The following is a 19,089-nucleotide window of genomic DNA, read 5'->3' as shown; positions in this document are numbered from 1 at the left end:
CCCGTAGTGGTCGGCCTCGGTCCGGCGCCGGGCGCGCTCGGTGTTCAGTTCCGTGAACGCCGGTTCTGCGGCGACCGCATCGAGCCGACGGCCCCGGCCTTCTGCCGGCCGCCTGGCAACCGCTTGTCATCGGCCTTCAGCAGGGCGCCGGCCGGCTTGGCGGGGCGTGGCGAGGGCGCCTCGTCCGGACAGAAGTGATCCCCGTTGAACGGCACGCCGCCCGGTTTGAGAACGGTCGCCAGTTCGGCGTGGACGGCGCGCAGCCAGTGGGGCGCTGGTGCTCACCGCGACATCGACGGGCCGGTCCAGGCCGATTCCCGCTGCGGCCCGGCCGTCCCGGCCTGTGCCGGACGGCGCGTCGTTCGGCGTGGTGGGGCGGCCCGCCCGCCGGGGGAGTGCACTCGCCCGGAGAGGCCGGGCTCGCTGCGGGTGGTCTCGGTCTGGAAGCGGTCGGGAGCTCATCCGGGCCGATGCCCGGCGATCGCGGGACGCCTGTGCCGCAGGGAGCGGTCGGGTGGCTCGCCGGAGGCGGTGACGGTCCCGGCCGCCTCCTCCGGCTCGGTCACCGAGGAGCCACATGAACTATTTGAGTGTACTTAATATGGACGACTGGACTGATCTGTAAGGGGTTACTGATGAATCCTGGGTGAGTTTAGGGGTAAGAATGTTGATATACCGTGCGTTCGCCCTGGTCAGCGGGGATGATTGAGGATACTCTACGATCATGTCGATCGCGATAACAGAGGAGCACCGCTCGCTGGCGGAGACCGCCTCCGCGTTCTTGGCCAAGCGGAATGTCATCCAGGCGACCCGGGCGCTGCTGGATGCCGGCGCCCCGGCGCAGTCGCCGCCGGCGTTCTGGGGTGAGCTCGCCGAGCTGGGCTGGCTGGGGCTGCATGTGCCCGAGGAGTACGGCGGCTCCGGCTACGGCCTGGAGGAGCTGGCCGTCGTCGTCGAGGAGATGGGCCGGGTGCTGGCCCCGGGCCCGTTCGCGCCGACGGTGATCGCCAGTGCCGTGCTGGTGGCGGCCGCCGACGAGGAGACCAAGAAGAAGCTCCTGCCCGGCCTGGTGGACGGCTCGGTGATCGGCGCGATCGCACTGGAAGCGGACGTGACGGCCGAAGGAGGCGCCGCGTCCGGCTCGGCCCCGGTCGTGGTGGGCGGCGGCATGGCCCACCTGCTGCTGCTTCCGGCGGGCGACGACGTCGTCGTGGTCGAAGCGGGCGAGCAGGTGTCGGTGCAGGTGCCCGCGAACCTGGACCCGAGCCGGCCGGCGGCCCGCGTCACCCTCGACCGGGCACCCGCCACGGTCCTGCCCGGCGCCCGGCGGGTGCTGGTGGACCTGGCCCGGGTCGTGCTGTCGGCCGAGGCGGTCGGCGTGGCCGCCCGCTGCACCCAGATGGCCGCCGCCTACGCCAGGGAACGCCACCAGTTCGGCCGTCCCATCGGGATGTTCCAGGCGGTCAAGCACCACTGCGCCGACATGGCCGTGGCGACCGAGCTGGCGACTTCTGCGGCCTGGGACGCGGCCAGGGCCGCGCGCAGCGGCGGGGAGCAGCTGACGTACGCCGCCGCGGTCGCCGCGACGCTGGCGGCGCCCGCCGCCGACCTGTGCGCCAACCTCAACACCCAGGTGCACGGCGGCATCGCCATGACCTGGGAGCACGACGCGCACCTGTACATCCGGCGGGCCACCGCCCTGCTCGGCCTGCTGAACGCCGACGAGGCGGCGGCCGAGCTGACCGACCTGACCCGCCGGGGCGTCAGCCGGACCCGGACGGTGGAGCTGCCGCCGGAGGCCGAGGCCATCCGCCAGGAGGTGCGGGCCTTCGTCCGGCAGATCGCCGACCTGCCGGAAGAGCAGCGCAAGGAACGGCTGATCGAGAGCGGCTACGCCGTGCCGCACTGGCCGAAGCCCTACGGCCGGGCCGCCGGGGCCGTCGAGCAGCTGGTCATCGAGCAGGAGTTCGACGCCGCCGGCATCCGGCGCCCCTCCTACGGCATCACCGGCTGGCTGATCTTGACCCTCATCCAGTACGGCACCCCCGAGCAGATCGCCCGCTGGGTCGGCCCCGCCCTGCGCCAGGAGGTCATCTGGTGCCAGCTCTTCAGCGAGCCCGACGCCGGGTCGGACGCGGCCGGGATCAAGACCCGCGCCGTGCGGGTCGAGGGCGGCTGGCGCGTCAACGGGCAGAAGGTCTGGACCTCCGGGGCGCACGTGGCCGGCCTGGGCTTCGCCACCGTGCGCACCAACCCCGACGCCCCCAAGCACAAGGGCATCACCATGATGGTGATCGACATGCACGCCGAGGGCGTGGAGGTCCGGCCGCTGAAGATGCCCACCGGCCACTCGGAGTTCAACGAGGTCTTCCTCAGCGACGTCTTCGTGCCCGACGACCACGTCGTCGGCCCCGTCGATGAGGGCTGGACCGTCGCCCGCGCCACCTTGGGCAACGAGTCGGTCAGCATCGGCGGCGGCCAGGGCGGCCTGACCACCCCCGCCTCCCTGCTCATCGAACGCTACGACGCCCATCCCGGCCGGCTCCCCGGCGGCCGGGAGCGCCTGGGCCGGTACGCCGCGCGGCTGCAGGCGATGAGCCTGCTCAACATGCGTTCGGCGCACCGCGCCGTCGCCGGCGGCGAGCCCGGCCCCGAGGGGGCGATCACCAAGCTGGTGGTCTCCGAGCTCGGCCATGAGGCGGCCGCCGTCTTGACCGCGCTCAGCGGCCCCGAGGCCGCCTACCTGGACGGCCCCGGCGAGATCAGCAACCTGCTGGCGCTCTCGCACCGCGGCCTGTCCATCGCCGGGGGGACCTCCGAGATCAAGCGCAACCAGATCGGCGAGCGCATCCTCGGCCTGCCCCGCGACCCGCTCCTCAAATGACGAGCGGCTGGGTGCTCCCCGCCGCGGGGAGCGCCCAGCCGGCCTCGGCGATGCCCCGGGCGCGTCAGCCGCCGCCCGGGGTGTGGCGGGCCAGCTTGACGGCGGACAGCAGCAGGACGGCGGCCAGCACCGGGATGAGGACGGCGTCGGGGACCACCCCCAGCAGCAGCCCGCCCGCAAGGGCGCCGGCGACCGAGCCCGCGGTCATGACCGCGGTGAAGCGCAGGTTGGCGCGCAGGACCACGAAGCTGCTGTCGCGGCTGTAGCGGGCGAAGGCCACCAGCATGGTGGGCAGCGACACCAGCAGCGACAGGCTGCCGGCGATTTTGATCTCGACCGCATACAGCAGCACGATGGTCGGGATGAGCAGCTCGCCGCCGGCCACGCCCATGATCGCGGCGACGACGCCGATGCCGAATCCCGCGGCGATCCCGGCGATCGCCTGAGCCGTGCCGGGCAGGTGCAGCGTCCCCGGGGTGGCGGCGTGGGCGGCCACCAGTGCGGCGGCCATGAGCACCAGCAGGGCGGCCAGCACCTTGTGCAGGGTGGATGAGCGCATCCGCACCGTCCAGGCGGCGCCCGCCCATGCGCCGATGAGGCTGCCGGCCAGCAGATTGGCCGCGGCCGCCCAGTGCGCGCTCAGCTCGGCGAGCGGCACGGCGGCCAGCCGGGCCGGTATCGCGGTCAGCACCACGATCAGGCTCATCGCCTTGTTGACGATCACCGCCGACAGCGCGGCGAACCCGAACAGGCCGATCAGCAGCGGCAGCCGGAACTCCGCACCGCCCAGCCCGATCATGCCGCCCAGTGAGCCGACCGCGGCCCCGGCGGAGAACACCAGCCATGAATCCCGCCTCGCCCCGCCCCGCGCGGCGATCTCCTGTCCGCCCACTCCAGCCCGCCTCTTCCGTCCGGCAACCCGTAATACATGCAATACCTACTGTTTGGATAGGTAAAAGGGTATATGGGCGCGTTACGCCGGAACGGGTGCGTCACCGGTGAAAGGTCACCCCCGGCCGCGCAGCAGCGGGTCGGTGATCCCGCCGGGGCAGGCCAGGCCGGCGATGTCCCAGCCGGCCAGGCGGGCGCCGGCCTGGTAGGCGCTCTCATAAAAGGACAGGACGGCGCCGCGCGGGTCGGCTTCGGCGCGGGCGTCGTCGTAGGGCAGGACGGCCAGGTGCCCGCCGCGCTGGGCGATCCACCGCGCGGCGCGGGGACGCAGCGGCTGGTCGGTCAGGCCCGCGGGCTCGGGCGCGGTGTAGGAGTAGAAGGCCGGTGCGGGGAAGACCTCGTCGCCGAACCAGAAGCCGGAGCTGATCACCTCGCGGGAGTAGGCCTCCCGGGTCACCGGGTCGACCTGGGGTCCCTGCTCGATGACGCGGTCGGAGAAACGGGTGCAGGCGATGTCGAGGGTGTGCCAGAAGTGGTGCACCGGGCTGATCTTGCCGCTGTAGCCGGCGGCGAACTCCTCCAGCAGCAGGTTCACCTGGCTGAGGATCTGCCAGTACCGGGTGACCATGGCCGGGTCGTAGGCGGCGTGCTCGGTGTCGTCGGCGAACGGGCGGTCCGCATCCGGCAGGTCGAACGGCCGCGCGACGGCCGGGCGCACCCGGACGCCCAGGGACGCCAGCGCCTGCATCGTCTGGCGGTAGAAAGAGGCGACCGAGCAGCCGGGCAGACGGAAGGAGACCTCCCGGCCGTCCAGGGTCGTGATCACCAGCCGGTGGCCGACGAAGTCGAAGTCGATGGTGAAGATCGGCCCGCCGTCGGCCCGCCCGGTCGGGCGGGTGGTCAGCCCGCGCCCGGTGAGGTGGAAGGGGATGCCCCACCAGTGGTTGCGCCGGATGCCGGCGGCCAGGCGGATCTTGCCGACGATCTGCAGGAAGCGGTGCAGGGTGGACTTGGTGTCCTGCCAGTCGGCCAGCGGCATGGGCGGGAACAGTTCCATGACACCGGCCTTCCCCGCATGCCGGGGATGATGCCGGTCGGCGCGGCGCCCACGGCGCCCGCCGGAAAACCGGCGAAACTCCGTGCGGCGAGCGTAAAGGACGGGCTTTTCGGGGCGCCTGTCTTCTGTTGTTGTTTTCTGAGTCGTTCCACTCCAGGAATATGCGGCGATATGGCCGATTGGTTTCCGTCGAGTCTTTTCTGGCGTGCCGCTTCCATGAGCCGGGGCGGAGTATCGCAGTCAAGAGTGATGCTGTGACCTGCAACGACACGACGTCGGACGCCACAGAGGCCCCCGTCCCCGACCTCCAAGGCCACATGTTGAAAAAGGCTCATCGTTCGGTGGTTCTCAAAGTGTCGTGGCGGGGGATGGGCGGCGGGGCGGCCGCTATGATTTCGAAGCCGGTTGACCGAGGCTCATCGGCATCGTTTGACATGTGAACCACACCTGCTTCCTGGGCCGGCGGCGGGCCGGCCGGAGCATGCCGTTCAGTGTGGGAACGCCACGCCGAGCCCCTCGCCGGGAAATCCGCCAAATCGCCACAATCGGTCGTCGGTGGCCGAAAAGACCGGAAGTCGCTTAGCAATGGTCGATTCCTCCTCGTGCGGTTTAACAGCGCCGCCGCCCCGTTCCGCCCGGCGGCCGAGCGGCGGGGACGTCCGGCCGGCCTGCACTGCGCGGGTCTCCCGCCGGCCGCGCCGAACCGCCGCCGTATGGGCGGTGGCGGTGACGCTGCTGACCGGCCTGCTGATCGGCCTGCTGGACGGCTCCGCCGTCTCCGCCCGGCTCTCGGCGCCGCCCGGAGGCTTGGCGGAGCGGCTGTCTTCGGAGGGAACGCCCCCTGCGAAGCAGAACGCGGCGCCGTGGATCGAGAAGAAGGCGGGAAAACAGGCCGGGCCCGCCGAGGAGAACGTCCACACGGCCCATGCCGGCGAGTCCGACTTCGGTGACTCTTCCGGCACCGAGGACGAGTTCATCGCCGCAGGGACGGCCCGCCTTGGCCCACGCGGCCAAAGCATCGTCCCGGCGACCGGTTTCCCCAGGTCAACCGGCACGAGTCCGGACACGGGCAGCGCGCGCGGTCCGCCGCTGCGCCCCGGACGCCCGCATGCGGGCGTCCAGCGCTCCCGCAGGCTCCGGTCGACCGCGACCGGAGCGGATCCGCCCTGCCCACGTGAGGACTCCGCACATGAGCAACTGCCATCCACCGACCCATGACCGTCCGGCGCTCAAAGCGGCGGACGTCCGATCCGGTTTCCTGGTCTTCCTCATAGCGCTCCCCCTGTGCCTGGGAATCGCGCACGCCAGTGGTTTCCCGCCCGTCGCCGGAGTGGTGACGGCGATCGTCGGCGCCGTCGCCGGCCTGTTCGGCGGCTCCCCGCTGACCGTCAAGGGCCCGGCCGCGGGCCTGATCGTGGTCTCCCTCGGCGCGGTCGCCGAGCTGGGCGGCGGCGATCCGGTCGCCGGGTACCGGCGCGCGCTGGCCGCCGGCGCCGTCGCCGCGGCCCTGCAGATCCTGCTCGCCCTGCGCGGCGTCGCCCGCGCCGGCGTGGCCGTCTCACCGTCGGTCGTGCACGGCATGCTCGCGGCGATCGGCGTCATCATCATCGCCAAGCAGGTGCACGTCGCAGTCGGCGTCCGCCCCGAAGGCGAGCGCACCTTCGACCTGCTCGCCGAGATCCCGCGCAGCCTGGCGCACGCCAACCCCGAGATCGTGCTGCTGGGCGCGACCGCCCTGCTGATCATGGCCGGCATGCCGCTGGTCCGCGCCCGATGGGCCCGCGCGGTGCCGGCGCCCTTGGTCGCGCTCGCCGCGACGGTGCCGCTGGGACTGGCCTTCCACCTGGGCAGCCCGCACGACTACCACTTCCTCGGGCGGATTCACCATCTGGGACCCGAGCACCTCGTCCAGATCCCCGGCACCCTGCTCGGCGCCGTCGCCCTCCCCGACTTCTCGATGGTCCTCACCGCGGCGTCGCTGAAGTACACGGTGATGTTCGCGCTGATCGGCACCATCGAGTCCACCCTGACCGTGCTGGCGGTCGGCTCGATGGACCCCCGCCGCCGGGCCGCGGACCTGGACCGCGACCTGCTCGCCGTCGGCTGCGGCAACCTGGCCGCGGCGCTGCTGGGCGGCCTGCCGATGATCTCTGAGATCGTCCGCAGCAAGGCCAACGTCGACGCCGGGGCCGTCTCGCGCTGGTCCAACTTCTTCCACGGGGCCTTCTTGCTGCTGTTCGTGGCGCTGGCGCCCGGTCTGCTGCAGGCCGTTCCGCTGGCGGTCCTGGCCGCCATGCTGGTCTACACCGGCGCCCGGCTGGCCTCGCCGCGCGAGCTGCTGCGCGTCGGCAGGATCGGCCCCGACCAGCTCGCGCTCTTTGCGATCACGATGCTGGTCACGCTCGCCACCGACCTGCTGATCGGCGTGGCGGCCGGGCTGGCCGCCGAACTGCTGCTGCACCTGCGCCGGGGCGTGCCGGTGGGCGCCTTCCTGCGCCCCCGGGCCGAGGCGCTGCGGGACGGCGGCACGCTGCATGTGCGCATCCCCAGGGCCGCGGTCTTCCCCGCCCTGCTGCCGCTGCACCGGACGGTCAGCGGGGCCGACGGCGTCACCAGGGTCGTCATCGACGTCCGGGACGCGGCCGTGGTCGACCACACCTTCCTGCGCAGGGTCGCCGACCTGTCCGGGCAGTGGCCCATCACCGCCCTCACCTTCCGGGGGCTGGACCGGCTGCGTCCGGTCTCCGCTCACCCGCAGGCCACCCGGCGGCGCAGGAGGCGGTCATGAACCGGCCGGGCCCGATCCTGCACCGGCGGCCGGAGGACGACCCGTCCGGCATCGCGGAACTGGTGGAAGAGGCGGCGAGACTGCTGCCCGAGCAGGCGCCTTTGCAGGCGTTCGTCCACCACAACCCCCTGCACGCCTTCGAGCACCTGCCGTTTGAGGAGGCCGCGGTCCGCGCGGCGCGGCTGTATGGCACCGAGCCCTTCCCGAGCGAGGACTTCTTCGCCCAGTGCCTGGAAGCCGGGCGCATCCGGCCCGAGGACCTCGACGCCGTGGCGGCCGCCGAGGGCCTCGACGATGAGACCCCGATCGTGCCCGGCGGCCCGACCCGCCGGGCGTTCTGCGCGCTGCGGCTGCGGCACCCGTTCGAGATCCCCCAGGGCGCCGCCCTGGAGTGGACGCTGCAGGAGACGGACGCGCTGGAGCGCATCACCGGCCTGGCCGGGCCGAAGCGGCGCGCCGAACTGCTGCGGCAGGCCCAAGGGGACGAGCGGCGCCTGCTGAGACGGCTGTGGGACGACCTGGAGAAGGCCGCCCCGCCTCAGCGGCCCGGCGCCCCCTCGGCCCGGCGGCGCGACCAGATCCTGGCCCTCACCGGCGTGGACACCGACCGCCTCGTCCATCCGGTGCTGATCCGGCTGGTGGGGGCGTTCTTGGACCAAGGGGTCGCCCGCCGGCCGATGCCCGGGCGCCGACTGGGCTTCCTGCGCGCCTTCCGGCGGCTGTACGGCCTGCGCGGCGGGCCGCCCGACCGGTTCCTGCGCGGGCTGGCCGGTGAGCTGAGCCGGCAGGAGGCCGAGGGCTGGACGGCGGAACGGACCGTCGCCTGGGCGCTCGGGCGGCTCGCCGTGCCCGCAGGCGAGCGGGCCGCGGTGATCCGGGACACGCTGCTGTCGCTGCCCGGCTGGGCGGGCATGATGCGCCGCCTGGAACGGCATCCCCAGAGCGCGCCGGTCCGGGCGCCCGCGGCACGGCTGATCGACTACCTGGCCGTGCAGCTCATCTTGGACGTGCAGGCGGCCCGGCATGCGGTCACCGGGCACCTGGGCCCGCACGCTGCGATCGCCGACCTGGATGTGCTCTCGGCGGCGGACGCCTCGGCCGGGCGGCGGCCCGACCGGGAACTGGTGTACGAGGCGTTCGTCCTGGCCCAGGTGATGCCGGTCGATACGGCGGTGCTCGCCGACCGCGCCGCCGCGGCGGCCTGGCTGGCGGCGGTCAGGGCCTGCGACGCGGTCGAACGGCGCCGGCTGCTGCAACTGGCCCATGAGCGAAGGCACCGGATCGAGGTGCTGGACGCGCTCACCGCCCACCAGACGATCGCGGCCAGACCGGTGCCCCCTCCCCGCTTCCAGGCCGTCTTCTGCATCGACGAGCGGGAGGAGGCCCTGCGGCGGCACCTGGAGGAGCACTTCCTGCACGTGGAGACCTTCGGGTACGCCGGTTCCTTCGGCGTCGCCATGCTCTACCGGGGGATGGAGGACGTCCGCGCCCGTCCGCTGTGCCCGGCCGCCGTCACGCCCCGCCACCTGGTCGAAGAGGTCGCCGTCACCGGGACGGCCCGGCGCCCGCAGCGGCTGCGGGACCTGTGGGAGCGGCAGATCGCGGCCGGGAGCAGGACGCCGGTGCGGGGCTGGCTGCTGACCCTGCTGCTCGGACTCGCCCATCTCCTCGTCCTGGCCGCCCGCTGCCTGCCGCCGCACCGGCCACGGCGGACCGGACGAGGCGGCACCGGACCCCGTACCCGGCTGGCACTGGAACGGCCTCCCGGACAGGGCGCGGACGGCGAAGACGGGCCGCTGCGGGGATACACGGTGCCGGAGATGACCCGGATCGTGTCGACCGTGCTGCGCACCATCGGCCTGACCGGCGGCCTCGCCCCCCTGGTGCTGATCGTCGGGCACGGCTCATCCAGCCTGAACAACCCGCACGAGGCCGCGCACGACTGCGGAGCCGCCGGCGGCGGCCGCGGCGGGCCGAACGCCCGCGCGTTCGCCGCCATGGCCGACCATCCCGGCGTCCGGCGCGCCCTGCGGCGCGAGGGCCTGCACATCCCCGACGACACCTGGTTCGTCGGCGCCTGCCACGACACCTGCACCGACACGATCACCTACTACGACGAGGACCTGGTGCCCGAGCGGTGCCGCGGCGCGCTGCGGGCGGCCAAACGGGCCATGGCCAGGGCGTGCACGCTCACCGCGCACGAGCGGTGCCGCCGGTTCGAGTCCGCCCCCGCCGACCTGCCCATCGGCCGGGCCCCGGCCCACGTGGCGGGCCGCGCGGTGGATCTCGGCCAGCCCCGCCCCGAGTACGGGCACGCCACCAACGCCGTCTGCATCGTGGGACGCCGCTCGCGCACCCGGGGCCTGTTCCTGGACCGCCGGGCCTTCCTGGTCTCCTACGACCCCGGCGGCGACCCCACCGGGGAGCTGCTGGCGGACCTGCTGGCGGCGGTCGGGCCGGTGTGCGCCGGGATCAACCTGGAGTACTACTTCAGCCGCATCGACCCGGCCGGCTACGGCTGCGGGACCAAACTCCCGCACAACATCGCCGGCCTGCTGGGCGTGATGGACGGGCACGCCTCCGACCTGCGCACCGGCCTGCCCTGGCAGATGGTGGAGATCCACGAGCCGCTGCGGCTGCTGCTGGTGGTGGAGGCCGCGCCGCAGCGGCTGGAGGCGATCCTGCGCACCCGCCCGGACCTGGGACGCCTGGTGACCAACGGGTGGATCCGCCTGGTGGCCTGGGACCCGGACTCCGCCGCGATGCACGTCCATGACCGCGGCGTCTTCCGGCCCCATGTGCCGCAGGGCGCGGCGCTCCCGGTGGTGCACCGCTCGGTGCGGTTCTACGCGGGCGCCCGCGGCCACCTGGGCTTCGCCCACGTGACCGCCGCGTTCGCGACGGGGGACGGCTTCCTGCCCCTGCCGGGGGCCGCCGGGAGGCGGTCATGAGCGTCCGGCCGCACGAAGTCCTGCTGATCTTGCTGCCGGGGCTTCCGCTCGCGGCGTTCGCCGCGCCGGCGGTCCCCGCCTGGTTCGGGCGGCGGTGGTCTGAACGCCGCGTTTCGGCGGTCACGGTGGGCGCCTTCGCCGGTGCGGCGATCGCGGCCGCCGTCCTGGGCGGGCTGCTGGCCTGCCGGGGCGGGGGGAGACTGACGGCGTCGGCGGGCACCTGGTTCGGCGGCCTGCACCTGGTGCTGGTGGCCGACCGGCTGTCGCTGCCCTTCGCCGGGCTGACCGCCCTCACCGGCTGCCTCATCGCCGTCTTCTCCCGGCGGTATCTGCACAAGGAACCCGGCCATCTGCGCTTCCACCTGCTGCTGGCCCTGTTCGTGGCGGGCGCCGAGCTCCTCGTCCTGGCCGACGCGCTGGAGTTCGTCTTCGCCGGCTGGGAGCTGACCGGCCTGTCCTCCGCCCTGCTGATCGCCTTCTTCCACGAGCGCCGTGCGCCCGCCGAGCACGGCCTGCGCGCGTTCTGGACCTACCGGGTCTGCGACGCCGGGCTGCTCGGCGCCATCGTGTGGCTCCACCACGCCACGGGGACGACCGCCCTGTCGGACCCGGCGGCCGGGACGCCGGGCGCGATCGTGCCGGGGATCCTGCTGCTGTGGGCGGCGCTGGGCAAGGCCGCGCAGGCGCCCCTCGGCGGCTGGCTGCCCCGCGCCATGGAGGGCCCCACCCCCTCCAGCGCGCTGTGCTACGGCGCGATCTCGGTCAGCCTCGGGCCCTACCTGCTGCTGCGGACCGAGCACCTGTGGCAGTCCTCCGCGCAGGTACGGGCCGCGATCATCGTCGTGGGCGCGCTGAGCGCCGTCCACGCCGCCTTGACCGAGCGGGTCCAAACCGACATCAAAAGCGCGCTGGCCTACGCCTCGATGACCCAGGTCTCGCTCGTCATGGTCGAGATAGGCGCAGGGCTGCGGGACTTGGCGCTGGTGCATCTGATCGCGCACGCGATGCTGCGCTGCGCCCAGATCCTGCGGGCGCCGAGCCTGATCCACGACCACCACCGTCTGGAGAGGGCGGCGCACCGGCGGGCGGACACCCTCGGCCTGGAGCGGTTCCTGCCGCCGCGGGCGCGGCGGTGGCTGTACCGGTACTCGCTGGAACGCGGCTACTTCGACGCGTGGCTCACCGACTACGCGGCGGGCGGGTTCCTGCGCCTGCTGCGGCGGTTGGACCGCTTGGACGAGCACTGGGCACGACGGCTGGGCGCGGGTTCCGGCGCCCGGCCGGCCGCTCATTCCGCAGATACCCGCCAGGCCGTGCCCGCGGGGCGAACCGCCGGTGAGGAGGCCGGAAAGCCATGATCATGCCGGTCCCGTCACTGGCGGCGGCGTTGCTGCTGCTGTCGTCGTTCCTCATCGCCCGCACCGCCGACCGCCGCAAGGCCCGTGGTCTGGCGGTGCGGTGGGTGACGGCCGCCGCGGTGCCGCCGGGCCTGGCCGTCCTGGTGGGGGAGGGCGTCCCGGCCGGGCTGCCGCTGCCGGCCTTGCACGATGCGCCGCAGCACGCGGCCGGCGCCGCGGCCGAGGCCGCGGTGATCTGCGCGGCGGGCCTGCCGGCCGTCGCGATGGCCCCGCTCGCCTCCCACCCGCCGGCGACGCTCGCCCGGATCCTGCGGCTGCTGGCGGTCTCCTGCGCCCTGGCGGCCGTCCGGCACGAGGCGGCGGTCCCCGCGCTGTGGGCGGTCGCGGCCTGGCTGGTGTGGTCGGGGATGCGTCCCGGCGGCGACCTGAACGTTCCGCCCGGACTGGGGCGCCTGTTCGCCGTGCACCACGTGCCGGGCGTCCTGCTGCTCGGCGCGGGCACGGCGGTGGCCGCGGCCGGTGCGCAGGAGACGGGCGCGGCCCTGGCCGTGCTCGGGATCATGGTCCGTCTGGCGGTCATCCCCGTGCACGGCTGGTATCCGCGGCTGGCGGAGCACGCCCCGATGGGCGTGGTCGTGGTGTTCGGCACGATCCCGTTGGAGATGCTCACCCGGCTTCAGCCGCTGAGCGGGCGGCTGCCGGTGCCGGTGGCGCATGCGGTCGCCGTGGCCTGCGGGGCCGCCGCGCTGACGGCCGCGGCGCTGGCGCTGGTGCAGGACCGTCCCCGGCGTGCGCTGGCCTTCTTGGCGATGAGCCAGACCGGGCTGATGGCGGGCGGGATCGTCGGCCGGGCCCCGGCCGTGGCCGCGGGGCTCGTGCCGGCCTGGCAGGTCGCCGCCCTCGCGCTGGCGGGCCTGGCCATGGCGCTCGCCGCACTGGAGGCCCGCCGGGGAGCGCTGTCGTCGGCGGTCCCCGCCGGGAACCTCTCCCGCACCCCGCGCCTGGCCGTGGCGTTCCTGCTGTGCGGGCTGGCCGTGGCCGGTTTCCCGTTCTCCTTGGGGTTCGCCGCCGAGCACCTGCTGATCCGGCACTCGGCCGAGGAGTTCGCACCGTCCTGGCCGCTGCTCGTCGCGGCCGTCTGCCTCAACGCGATGACGGTGATGCGCTGTTTCCTCACCCTCTTCGCCGGCGGCCGCGGGCACCGCGGCGAGCGCGATCTCACCCCGGTGGAGACCTACGGCATCACCGTGGTTCTCACCGCACTGCTGATCGGCGTGGCCCTGCCCGTGTCCTGGTGATCCGCACGGGCTCGCTCCCCGGCCGCATCCGGCCCGCCCTCGCGCCCGCCGCAGCGGCCGGATCCGGCCGCTGCGGCCACGGGCGGGTGGCCGTGTTCGCCGGCGGGCCACGGCAGCGGGACCGTGACCTGCGGGCCGGGCAGCCGGCCGTGGGACCGCCCGACCCACTGCGCGAGCGGGCCGCCACCGCCCGGCCCGAGCCCCGGCTCTTGAAGACGCCCGAACGAACCCGGCCGCACCGCTGCCGCCGCGCCACCGGACAACCGGACGGCGTGGCCGCCGTCGGGCCGCACCCGGAGCCGGCCCCGAGGCCCGCGCCGTGGAGCCGAGCCTGCGCGGCCGGGACTTCCAAGAAGGCATCCGCGTCTTCTGGAACGCCGCGCTTCACCGACGCTGACCGAAGGCGGATCGGGGTCGGCCGGGCCGCAGCACCACGAACAGGGCCTTCGCTTCCCCGGTCAGGGGGCGCCGTGGTCCATGGCCCGGTCAGCAGGTGCTTGTGTCCCTGCTCCCGCTCGCTCCCGGCCTCCACCCGGATCCTCCTGCCCGATGGGGGTGAGGAGCCGGTAGTCCACGCGCAGGTGGGCCGTGCGCGCCGCCGGCGTTGGCCGTCCGAGCACGTCCTCGAACGTCAGCGGGATGACCCCGCCGTGCACGACCCAGTTACCGCCCAGGTGGTGTCGGCTGAAGGTGCACCGGCCGCGGATGTGGGAGGGACCGTGCTCGTCCACGTGGAAGGCGGGAGTCAGGGCCCGGCCCCGGCCGGAGCGGCCCGGCAGTCTTCCGGCGAGCCGGTCCCGCTCCTGCACGGTGAACGGCTCCAGCGCTCCGGCCCGCTCCTTGAAGGTGCGTGTCCTCTCTTCCAGCAGATGCGCGGACGCGGCGCCGGCGATCCGCTCCCGCAGCAGGCGCAGCGCCTCGATCATCGGTCCGAACTCCGCCGCGCCATTCCGGCCGGGTGCGGGCCGCCGCAAGCGGTCCCGGGGCTCATCGGCCGCTTCGCGTGTCACTTCCGCATCGCACGCCGGGCCTTCCCGCACCGCTGCGGGCGGACGGGAAGGCCGTCGGCTCGGCACCCGCGACTTCTCAAATTCTTATACCTTTAATGTCTGGTTTTGGGGAGAGGGGAGCTGTGCTCGGGTTGGCCGCTCTCAAGTCTTGCTGAGAATTGCGCGGCACTTCAGGCAGATTCTTGATTTGCCTATATGGGGCAGATGGTGTCGCAACGTGCTTGATTGACGACGATGAGCATCCTCTCTAAGAAAAAGAAGCCGCTCGTCTCTCCCGTTCTGATCGCAGCGCACCTATAGTGGAGGATTTCGCCCGATATCGGTTTCAGGCGGGCGAACCGTCCGCCGGCCGATGCCCTCCGCACGCATGTGAAGGACCCTGCGAGGAAGCTGCGTCCTGGGCAGCAGGTGGCCGACGCCGTCGACGGCATGAAGAAAGCCTCCTGGTGCGCGCTCCCGGCGAGGACGAGGCGCCGGGAGCACGGCGGTGTGGAACTGGCCGCCCCCGCGCAGGCCGCGGGCCCGCCCAACAGGACGGCGCCTCCTCGGCAGGCGCTACGTCCACGAAGGCCGATGACGGAGCTGCTGTGCGCCAAGTCGGGCACGGCGGCCGTCAACGGCGAGTCGCTGTCGCTCAAGGCAGCCAAGCCCTCGTCGGCCTCGGACCAAAACCGGCCCGCGCGATGACCGACCGGAGCGTGCGGTGCACATGACGATGCCGCTGGACATGGCGGCGAGGGCTTGGCGGCCGGGTCGTCGTGGGAGGGCTGCCGGCCAGGCGACCCGTGCGTTCATGCGATCGCCGACGAGGGGCTGGCTGGGGATGCCGGAGCAGGTTGGGCTGAGGGCATGCACCCTGCAGGAGTTCCCGGATACCGCTGTCGGCGGCCCGCTAGAGGAGCCCGCCGGGACCGAGAGCGCGGCGGCACTGATCTACACCGGCGGCACTACCTCCGCCCCCCAGGCCCTGTGCTACGGCACCGCGATCTGGTGTCGTACGTGCTGAACTCGGTGAAGTTCATGGCCGCGGGCGAGTACGAGGCGGCGTTGATGCGAGTGCCGCCCTACTACATCGTGGCCGTGTCCAACGCGCTGACCGACCTGTATGCGGCCGCCGCTTCGTCACCTCGCCGGCGTTCTCCCCGTCCGCATGGCCGAAGACCGTGCGGCAGAGGCGATCACCCGGGCGATGGCGGTGCCCACCATGCCGGCCGCATCACGGACGCCCCCGGCCCGGGCCGTGAGGTGGTGACCGGCCCGGCCGCCGGACGGCGGACCGCCTCCCGAACCGAGCCCGCCGCATCCGCATGCGAACGGCACCCTCCCCAAGACTCCCCAAGAAAAGGGCACTCAATGAGGGGGCCGCCTGAAAACCGCCGACACCGCTCCACTAATGTCCGGGTATGCGCTCACTGAATCCTCTTCCGGGCCTCGACCGGGACGAGGAGACCGGCCCGTCCCTCCTGGAACTGCTGGACCTGGAAGAGATCGACCGGGACCTCTACCGGGCCGCCACGGTGTTCGACGACCCGCCCCGCCTCTACGGCGGCCAGGTCGCCGCCCAGGCCCTGCGCGCCGCCGGCGGCACCGTGCCCCAAGGGCGGGTTCCGCACTCCCTGCACGGCTACTACCTGCGCGCGGGGGACGCCGCCCGGCCGACGATCTTCCGGGTCGAACGCGACCGGGACGGACGCAGCTTCTCGGCCCGGCGGGTCGTGGCGCTGCAGGGCGGCGAGGTCATCTTCAACATGTCGGTGTCCTTCCATACGCCCCAGCCCGGCGTCGACCGGCAGGTCCACCCGGCGCCCGAGGCCCCCGCCCCGGAAGGGCTCGCCCCGACGACCCTGCCCCGGCTGCAGTCGGTGGAATGCCGCCTGCCGCCCCAGCCCCGCCCCACGCGCTGGCCGACCCGCTTTTGGGCCCGCTGCACCGACGCCCTGCCCGACGACGACCTGGTGCACGCCTGCGTCCTGACATACCTGTCGGACATCTCCACCGGCCTGGCGGCCATCGAGAGCGACGGCCCCGAAATGCCGGGGGCCAGCCTGGACCACGCGGTGTGGTTCCACCGTCCGGTGCGCATGGACGAATGGGTGCTGATGGATCTGGTCCCGCACACTGTGGCGGGCGGCCGCGGCTGGTACACCGGAACGCTCCACACCGCCAGGGGCGTCCTGGTCGCCAGCCTCGCTCAAGAGGCCCTGTTCCGCGCGCCCCGCTCCCGGTGAGGGCCCGCTCCCCGGTTCCGGCCGGGTGATCTGCGCGGGGCGGGACCGGGGAGCGGAACGCTCAGTGGTACCAGGCGGTCAGCGCCTTCAGGTGGCGGCGCATGCGGTACTGGGCCATGCTCTGGTCGCCGTCCAAGATCGCCTCCAGGATGCGGCGGTGGACCCGTTCGACCTCGGCGGCGGCCTCCAGGCCGGGCGGCGGCTGCTCCTGGGCGGCGGTGTGCCGGGCCCACAGCTCGGTGAGGGTGCGCAGGAACATCACCAGCACCGGGTTGCCGGACAGCTCGGCCAGCTCGGTGTGGAACAGGTCGGCGCCCGCCCGTCCCGGCCCCAGCCACTCGGCCGTGCGCTCCAGCGCGGCGTGCAGCCGTTCGGCGACCTGCGGGTCGCGGTGGCGGGCGGTCACCCGCCGCAGCGTGCCCAGCTCGATGGCGTCGCGGACCACCCGCAGGTCCTCACCGGTGACGCCCTGATAGTCCAGGTACAGGGCCATGGTGTCGATGCCGGCGTCCGGCTCGGGGACGGTGACGACCAGGCCGCCGCCCGGGCCGCGGCGCATCCGCGCCACCCGGTGGTGCTCCAGCAGCCGCACCGCCTCGCGCAGCACCGCCCGGCTGATGCCGTAGCGGACCAGCAGGTCGGTCTCCGAGCCCAGCACCTGCCCGACCGGCCAGCCCGCGGCGGCGATCTGGTCGTGGATGCGGGCGGCGATGACCTCGGCCAGCTTGGCGCCGGGGCCGCCCGGCGGCCGCGGCTCGGCCGGCACCGCGGGGGCGCCCTCCGGCGCGCGGTGCCGGTGCAGCCAGTCGGCGATCTGGTGCAGGTGCTCGGTCAGGTGTGCCTGGGCCAGGCCCGCGTCCCCGGAGACCACCGCGTCGACCAGACGGGCGTGCTCGTGCCGCGAGCCCGCCTTGGCGCGTGCGGCCTCCGCGTTGGAGATGCGGCGGGAGTGGTGGGCATAGCGGGCGGTCAGCCGGGTGAGCACGTCGATGAACAGGTGCAGCGCGGGGTTGCCCGACAGCTCGCCCAGCAGCGTGTGCAGCCGGTCCCGGGGCCACGCGCCGGGCTCTTCGGGCCGCTCCTCTTCTTCGCGCAGCACGCGCCGCAGCCGCTCGATGCCGTCTTCGGTGAGCCGCTCGGCCGCCAGCGCCGCCGCCGGCGGCTCCAGCAGCAGCCGGGCGTCCATCAGGTCATCGACGCTGGTGCCCACGTAGTCCAGGTAGATCACCATGGCGTGGCCGGCCGGCCCGGCGTCGGGGGCGGTCACCAGCAGGCCGCCGCCTGGGCCGCGGCGCATCCGCGCCACCCGGTGGTGCTCCACCAGCCGCACCGCCTCGCGCAGCACCGACCGGCTCACCTGGTAGCGCTCGCGCAGCTCGGCCTCCGAGCCCAGGTTGCGCCCGACCGGCCAGCCGAGCCGGATGATGTCGTCTTCGATCCGCCGGGCGATCTGGGCGGCCAGCTTGCCCGCCGGGGCCCCGTCGGGGTGCCGCCGTCCGCCTGGACCCCGCACTGCAGCCGGCTCCTCCATGTCGGCGACCGGGGCGTTCACGTCGGCTCTCGCCATGGGACGGTCGACTCCTCCACAGGGATCAAAGGATCCTCAGTGTAGTTTCCGTCCGTGTCCCCATGCCGCTGTGATTGCAGTCGCCGTGGCTTTGATAACACTCTTTTCCGTCACCGGGCGGGGGAGGCATGCCCGGCGGCTGCTTGGGCGCCAGACGCTGCCCGCCGTCCGGGTACAGGCGGCGGCCGTTGAGCATCCGGTCGTCGACGATGGCCGGTACCTGGGAGGCCCAGCGGGTCCAGGTCACGGGCCTTGGTCAGGCACATCCCGGCGATGGCGGTTTTGGCCGCGGTGCGGGCGACCTGCCCGATCTGGACTCGAAGGCGGCGATGGAGGAAGTGTTGATGATGACACCGCGCTCGCCGTCCTCGGGTTCGTTGACGTTCATGCGCGCGGCGGCCGGGCGGCTGATGTTGAAGGCGGCCACGGTGTCGAGGCCGAGCACCGCGCCGCGAGCGAAAACCCGTGCTTTGCCACCACGCGCCGCCGTCGGCTCCTGCCCGGAGCGCGCGATCGCCATCCTGTGACCTGCTACGACGGCGCACCCTGCGCCGCCCGGACACCGGGGGCGCACAGCCTTCGGCCGTTCCGGTGACCGACGCCACAGATCCAAGGACGCCTCCCCAACGAGCGTTATGCCCCGCACGGCGGTGCCGAAGAGCGGCGAACCTCGCCAGAGGCGTATCGTCACACAGTGGCCCAAGACCCGCCCTGTACTTGCAACCCGTCGTCTCGGCCTGGTCGTAGCCTGCACCTCCCGGGGAAGCGACCTGGCGCGGTCCGGCGCGCACGAGCCGTCTCGCCCTGGTCATCCGTCGTGAGGCCGCTGCACGGCGGCGGACTTTCGGGAAAGGAGCCCACCGCTCATTGCTCTCGCGGCCGATGGGAAACACGGCCGGCGGGTGGCGCGGCGGCCGTGCGATCACCGGGCCTGAGGGGCCGGCGGTCCACCGGCTTGACCAGGGCATCCGTGCAAATTAATTTGACATCCTAATATCGGATGGCCAATCGACTGGTGTCCGTGCCCTGGAGCAGGCCGGCGGGTGTTCTCCGAGGC

General features: G+C 73.4%; 12 protein-coding genes. 8 read left to right on the top strand and 4 right to left on the bottom strand.

Annotation, left to right across the window (positions count from 1 at the left end):
* Positions 1-724 precede the first annotated feature (724 nt).
* Positions 725-2,884: an acyl-CoA dehydrogenase family protein gene (locus tag TCUR_RS12845; protein WP_012852942.1), complete on the top strand. Its 2,160-nt coding sequence runs from the start codon at positions 725-727 to the stop codon at positions 2,882-2,884.
* A 64-nt stretch (positions 2,885-2,948) separates the two neighbouring features.
* Here TCUR_RS12845 and TCUR_RS12840 read toward each other — a convergent pair whose 3' ends face one another.
* Positions 2,949-3,776, bottom strand: a complete 828-nt coding sequence (locus TCUR_RS12840) for a sulfite exporter TauE/SafE family protein (protein ID WP_012852941.1) — start codon at positions 3,774-3,776, stop codon at positions 2,949-2,951.
* A gap of 114 nt (positions 3,777-3,890) precedes the next feature.
* On the bottom strand, positions 3,891-4,832 hold the full coding sequence (locus TCUR_RS12835; protein WP_012852940.1) for a DUF5996 family protein: 942 nt from the start codon (positions 4,830-4,832) through the stop codon (positions 3,891-3,893).
* 726 nt (positions 4,833-5,558) lie between these two features.
* On the opposite strand from TCUR_RS12835, the gene TCUR_RS26495 reads away from it, so the two are divergent.
* Genes TCUR_RS26495 through TCUR_RS12810 form a run of 5 tightly spaced genes read left to right on the top strand, consistent with a single transcriptional unit; the run spans position 5,559 to position 13,227 of the window.
* The gene (locus TCUR_RS26495) at positions 5,559-6,050 is read left to right on the top strand and encodes a hypothetical protein (RefSeq protein WP_012852939.1); all 492 of its coding nucleotides are present in this window, start codon (positions 5,559-5,561) and stop codon (positions 6,048-6,050) included.
* Complete coding sequence (locus tag TCUR_RS12825) at positions 6,022-7,620, top strand: SulP family inorganic anion transporter (RefSeq protein WP_012852938.1); 1,599 nt, start codon at positions 6,022-6,024, stop codon at positions 7,618-7,620. The genes TCUR_RS26495 and TCUR_RS12825 overlap by 29 nt, the downstream gene beginning before the upstream one ends.
* A complete protein-coding gene (locus TCUR_RS12820) occupies positions 7,617-10,571 on the top strand; it encodes a YbcC family protein (RefSeq protein WP_012852937.1) in 2,955 nt (984 codons plus the stop codon). Before TCUR_RS12825 ends, TCUR_RS12820 begins: the two co-directional genes overlap by 4 nt.
* Entirely contained in the window at positions 10,568-11,929 is a 1,362-nt protein-coding gene (locus TCUR_RS12815) for a proton-conducting transporter transmembrane domain-containing protein (protein WP_012852936.1), read from the top strand. The genes TCUR_RS12820 and TCUR_RS12815 overlap by 4 nt, the downstream gene beginning before the upstream one ends.
* Entirely contained in the window at positions 11,926-13,227 is a 1,302-nt protein-coding gene (locus TCUR_RS12810; RefSeq protein WP_012852935.1) for a proton-conducting transporter transmembrane domain-containing protein, read from the top strand. Before TCUR_RS12815 ends, TCUR_RS12810 begins: the two co-directional genes overlap by 4 nt.
* Before the next feature lie 458 nt (positions 13,228-13,685).
* Here the strand turns inward: TCUR_RS12810 and TCUR_RS12805 are convergent, their stop codons facing one another.
* Positions 13,686-14,153, bottom strand: a complete 468-nt coding sequence (locus TCUR_RS12805; RefSeq protein WP_012852934.1) for a hotdog family protein — start codon at positions 14,151-14,153, stop codon at positions 13,686-13,688.
* 1,487 nt (positions 14,154-15,640) lie between these two features.
* Here TCUR_RS12805 and TCUR_RS12795 point away from each other — a divergent pair.
* The gene (locus tag TCUR_RS12795; protein ID WP_012852932.1) at positions 15,641-16,465 is read left to right on the top strand and encodes an acyl-CoA thioesterase; all 825 of its coding nucleotides are present in this window, start codon (positions 15,641-15,643) and stop codon (positions 16,463-16,465) included.
* A 61-nt stretch (positions 16,466-16,526) separates the two neighbouring features.
* Here TCUR_RS12795 and TCUR_RS12790 read toward each other — a convergent pair whose 3' ends face one another.
* Positions 16,527-18,032, bottom strand: coding sequence for a FadR/GntR family transcriptional regulator (locus TCUR_RS12790; RefSeq protein ID WP_012852931.1), 1,506 nt, complete (start codon positions 18,030-18,032; stop codon positions 16,527-16,529).
* A 209-nt stretch (positions 18,033-18,241) separates the two neighbouring features.
* Here TCUR_RS12790 and TCUR_RS27335 point away from each other — a divergent pair, with 209 nt between their 5' ends.
* A complete protein-coding gene (locus tag TCUR_RS27335; RefSeq protein WP_041439649.1) occupies positions 18,242-18,559 on the top strand; it encodes a hypothetical protein in 318 nt (105 codons plus the stop codon).
* The last annotated feature ends 530 nt before the right edge of the window (positions 18,560-19,089 follow it).

This window comes from Thermomonospora curvata DSM 43183 (assembly GCF_000024385.1).
In the GTDB taxonomy this organism is placed as follows: domain Bacteria; phylum Actinomycetota; class Actinomycetes; order Streptosporangiales; family Streptosporangiaceae; genus Thermomonospora; species Thermomonospora curvata.
Note: the sequence above shows the minus strand (reverse complement) of the source record. Positions and strands in the feature narration are given on the sequence as shown.

Bases quoted from the DNA above. Each gene is read 5' to 3' on its own strand.
- TCUR_RS27335 (WP_041439649.1), top strand. From the start codon at position 18,242: ATGGCCGGTACCTGGGAGGCCCAGCGGGTCCAGGTCACGGGCCTTGGT.
- TCUR_RS12810 (WP_012852935.1), top strand. From the start codon at position 11,926: ATGATCATGCCGGTCCCGTCACTGGCGGCGGCGTTGCTGCTGCTGTCG.
- TCUR_RS12820 (WP_012852937.1), top strand. From the start codon at position 7,617: ATGAACCGGCCGGGCCCGATCCTGCACCGGCGGCCGGAGGACGACCCG.
- TCUR_RS12805 (WP_012852934.1), bottom strand. From the start codon at position 14,153: ATGATCGAGGCGCTGCGCCTGCTGCGGGAGCGGATCGCCGGCGCCGCG.
- TCUR_RS12815 (WP_012852936.1), top strand. From the start codon at position 10,568: ATGAGCGTCCGGCCGCACGAAGTCCTGCTGATCTTGCTGCCGGGGCTT.
- TCUR_RS12825 (WP_012852938.1), top strand. From the start codon at position 6,022: ATGAGCAACTGCCATCCACCGACCCATGACCGTCCGGCGCTCAAAGCG.
- TCUR_RS12845 (WP_012852942.1), top strand. From the start codon at position 725: ATGTCGATCGCGATAACAGAGGAGCACCGCTCGCTGGCGGAGACCGCC.
- TCUR_RS12795 (WP_012852932.1), top strand. From the start codon at position 15,641: ATGCGCTCACTGAATCCTCTTCCGGGCCTCGACCGGGACGAGGAGACC.
- TCUR_RS12790 (WP_012852931.1), bottom strand. From the start codon at position 18,032: ATGGCGAGAGCCGACGTGAACGCCCCGGTCGCCGACATGGAGGAGCCG.
- TCUR_RS12835 (WP_012852940.1), bottom strand. From the start codon at position 4,832: ATGGAACTGTTCCCGCCCATGCCGCTGGCCGACTGGCAGGACACCAAG.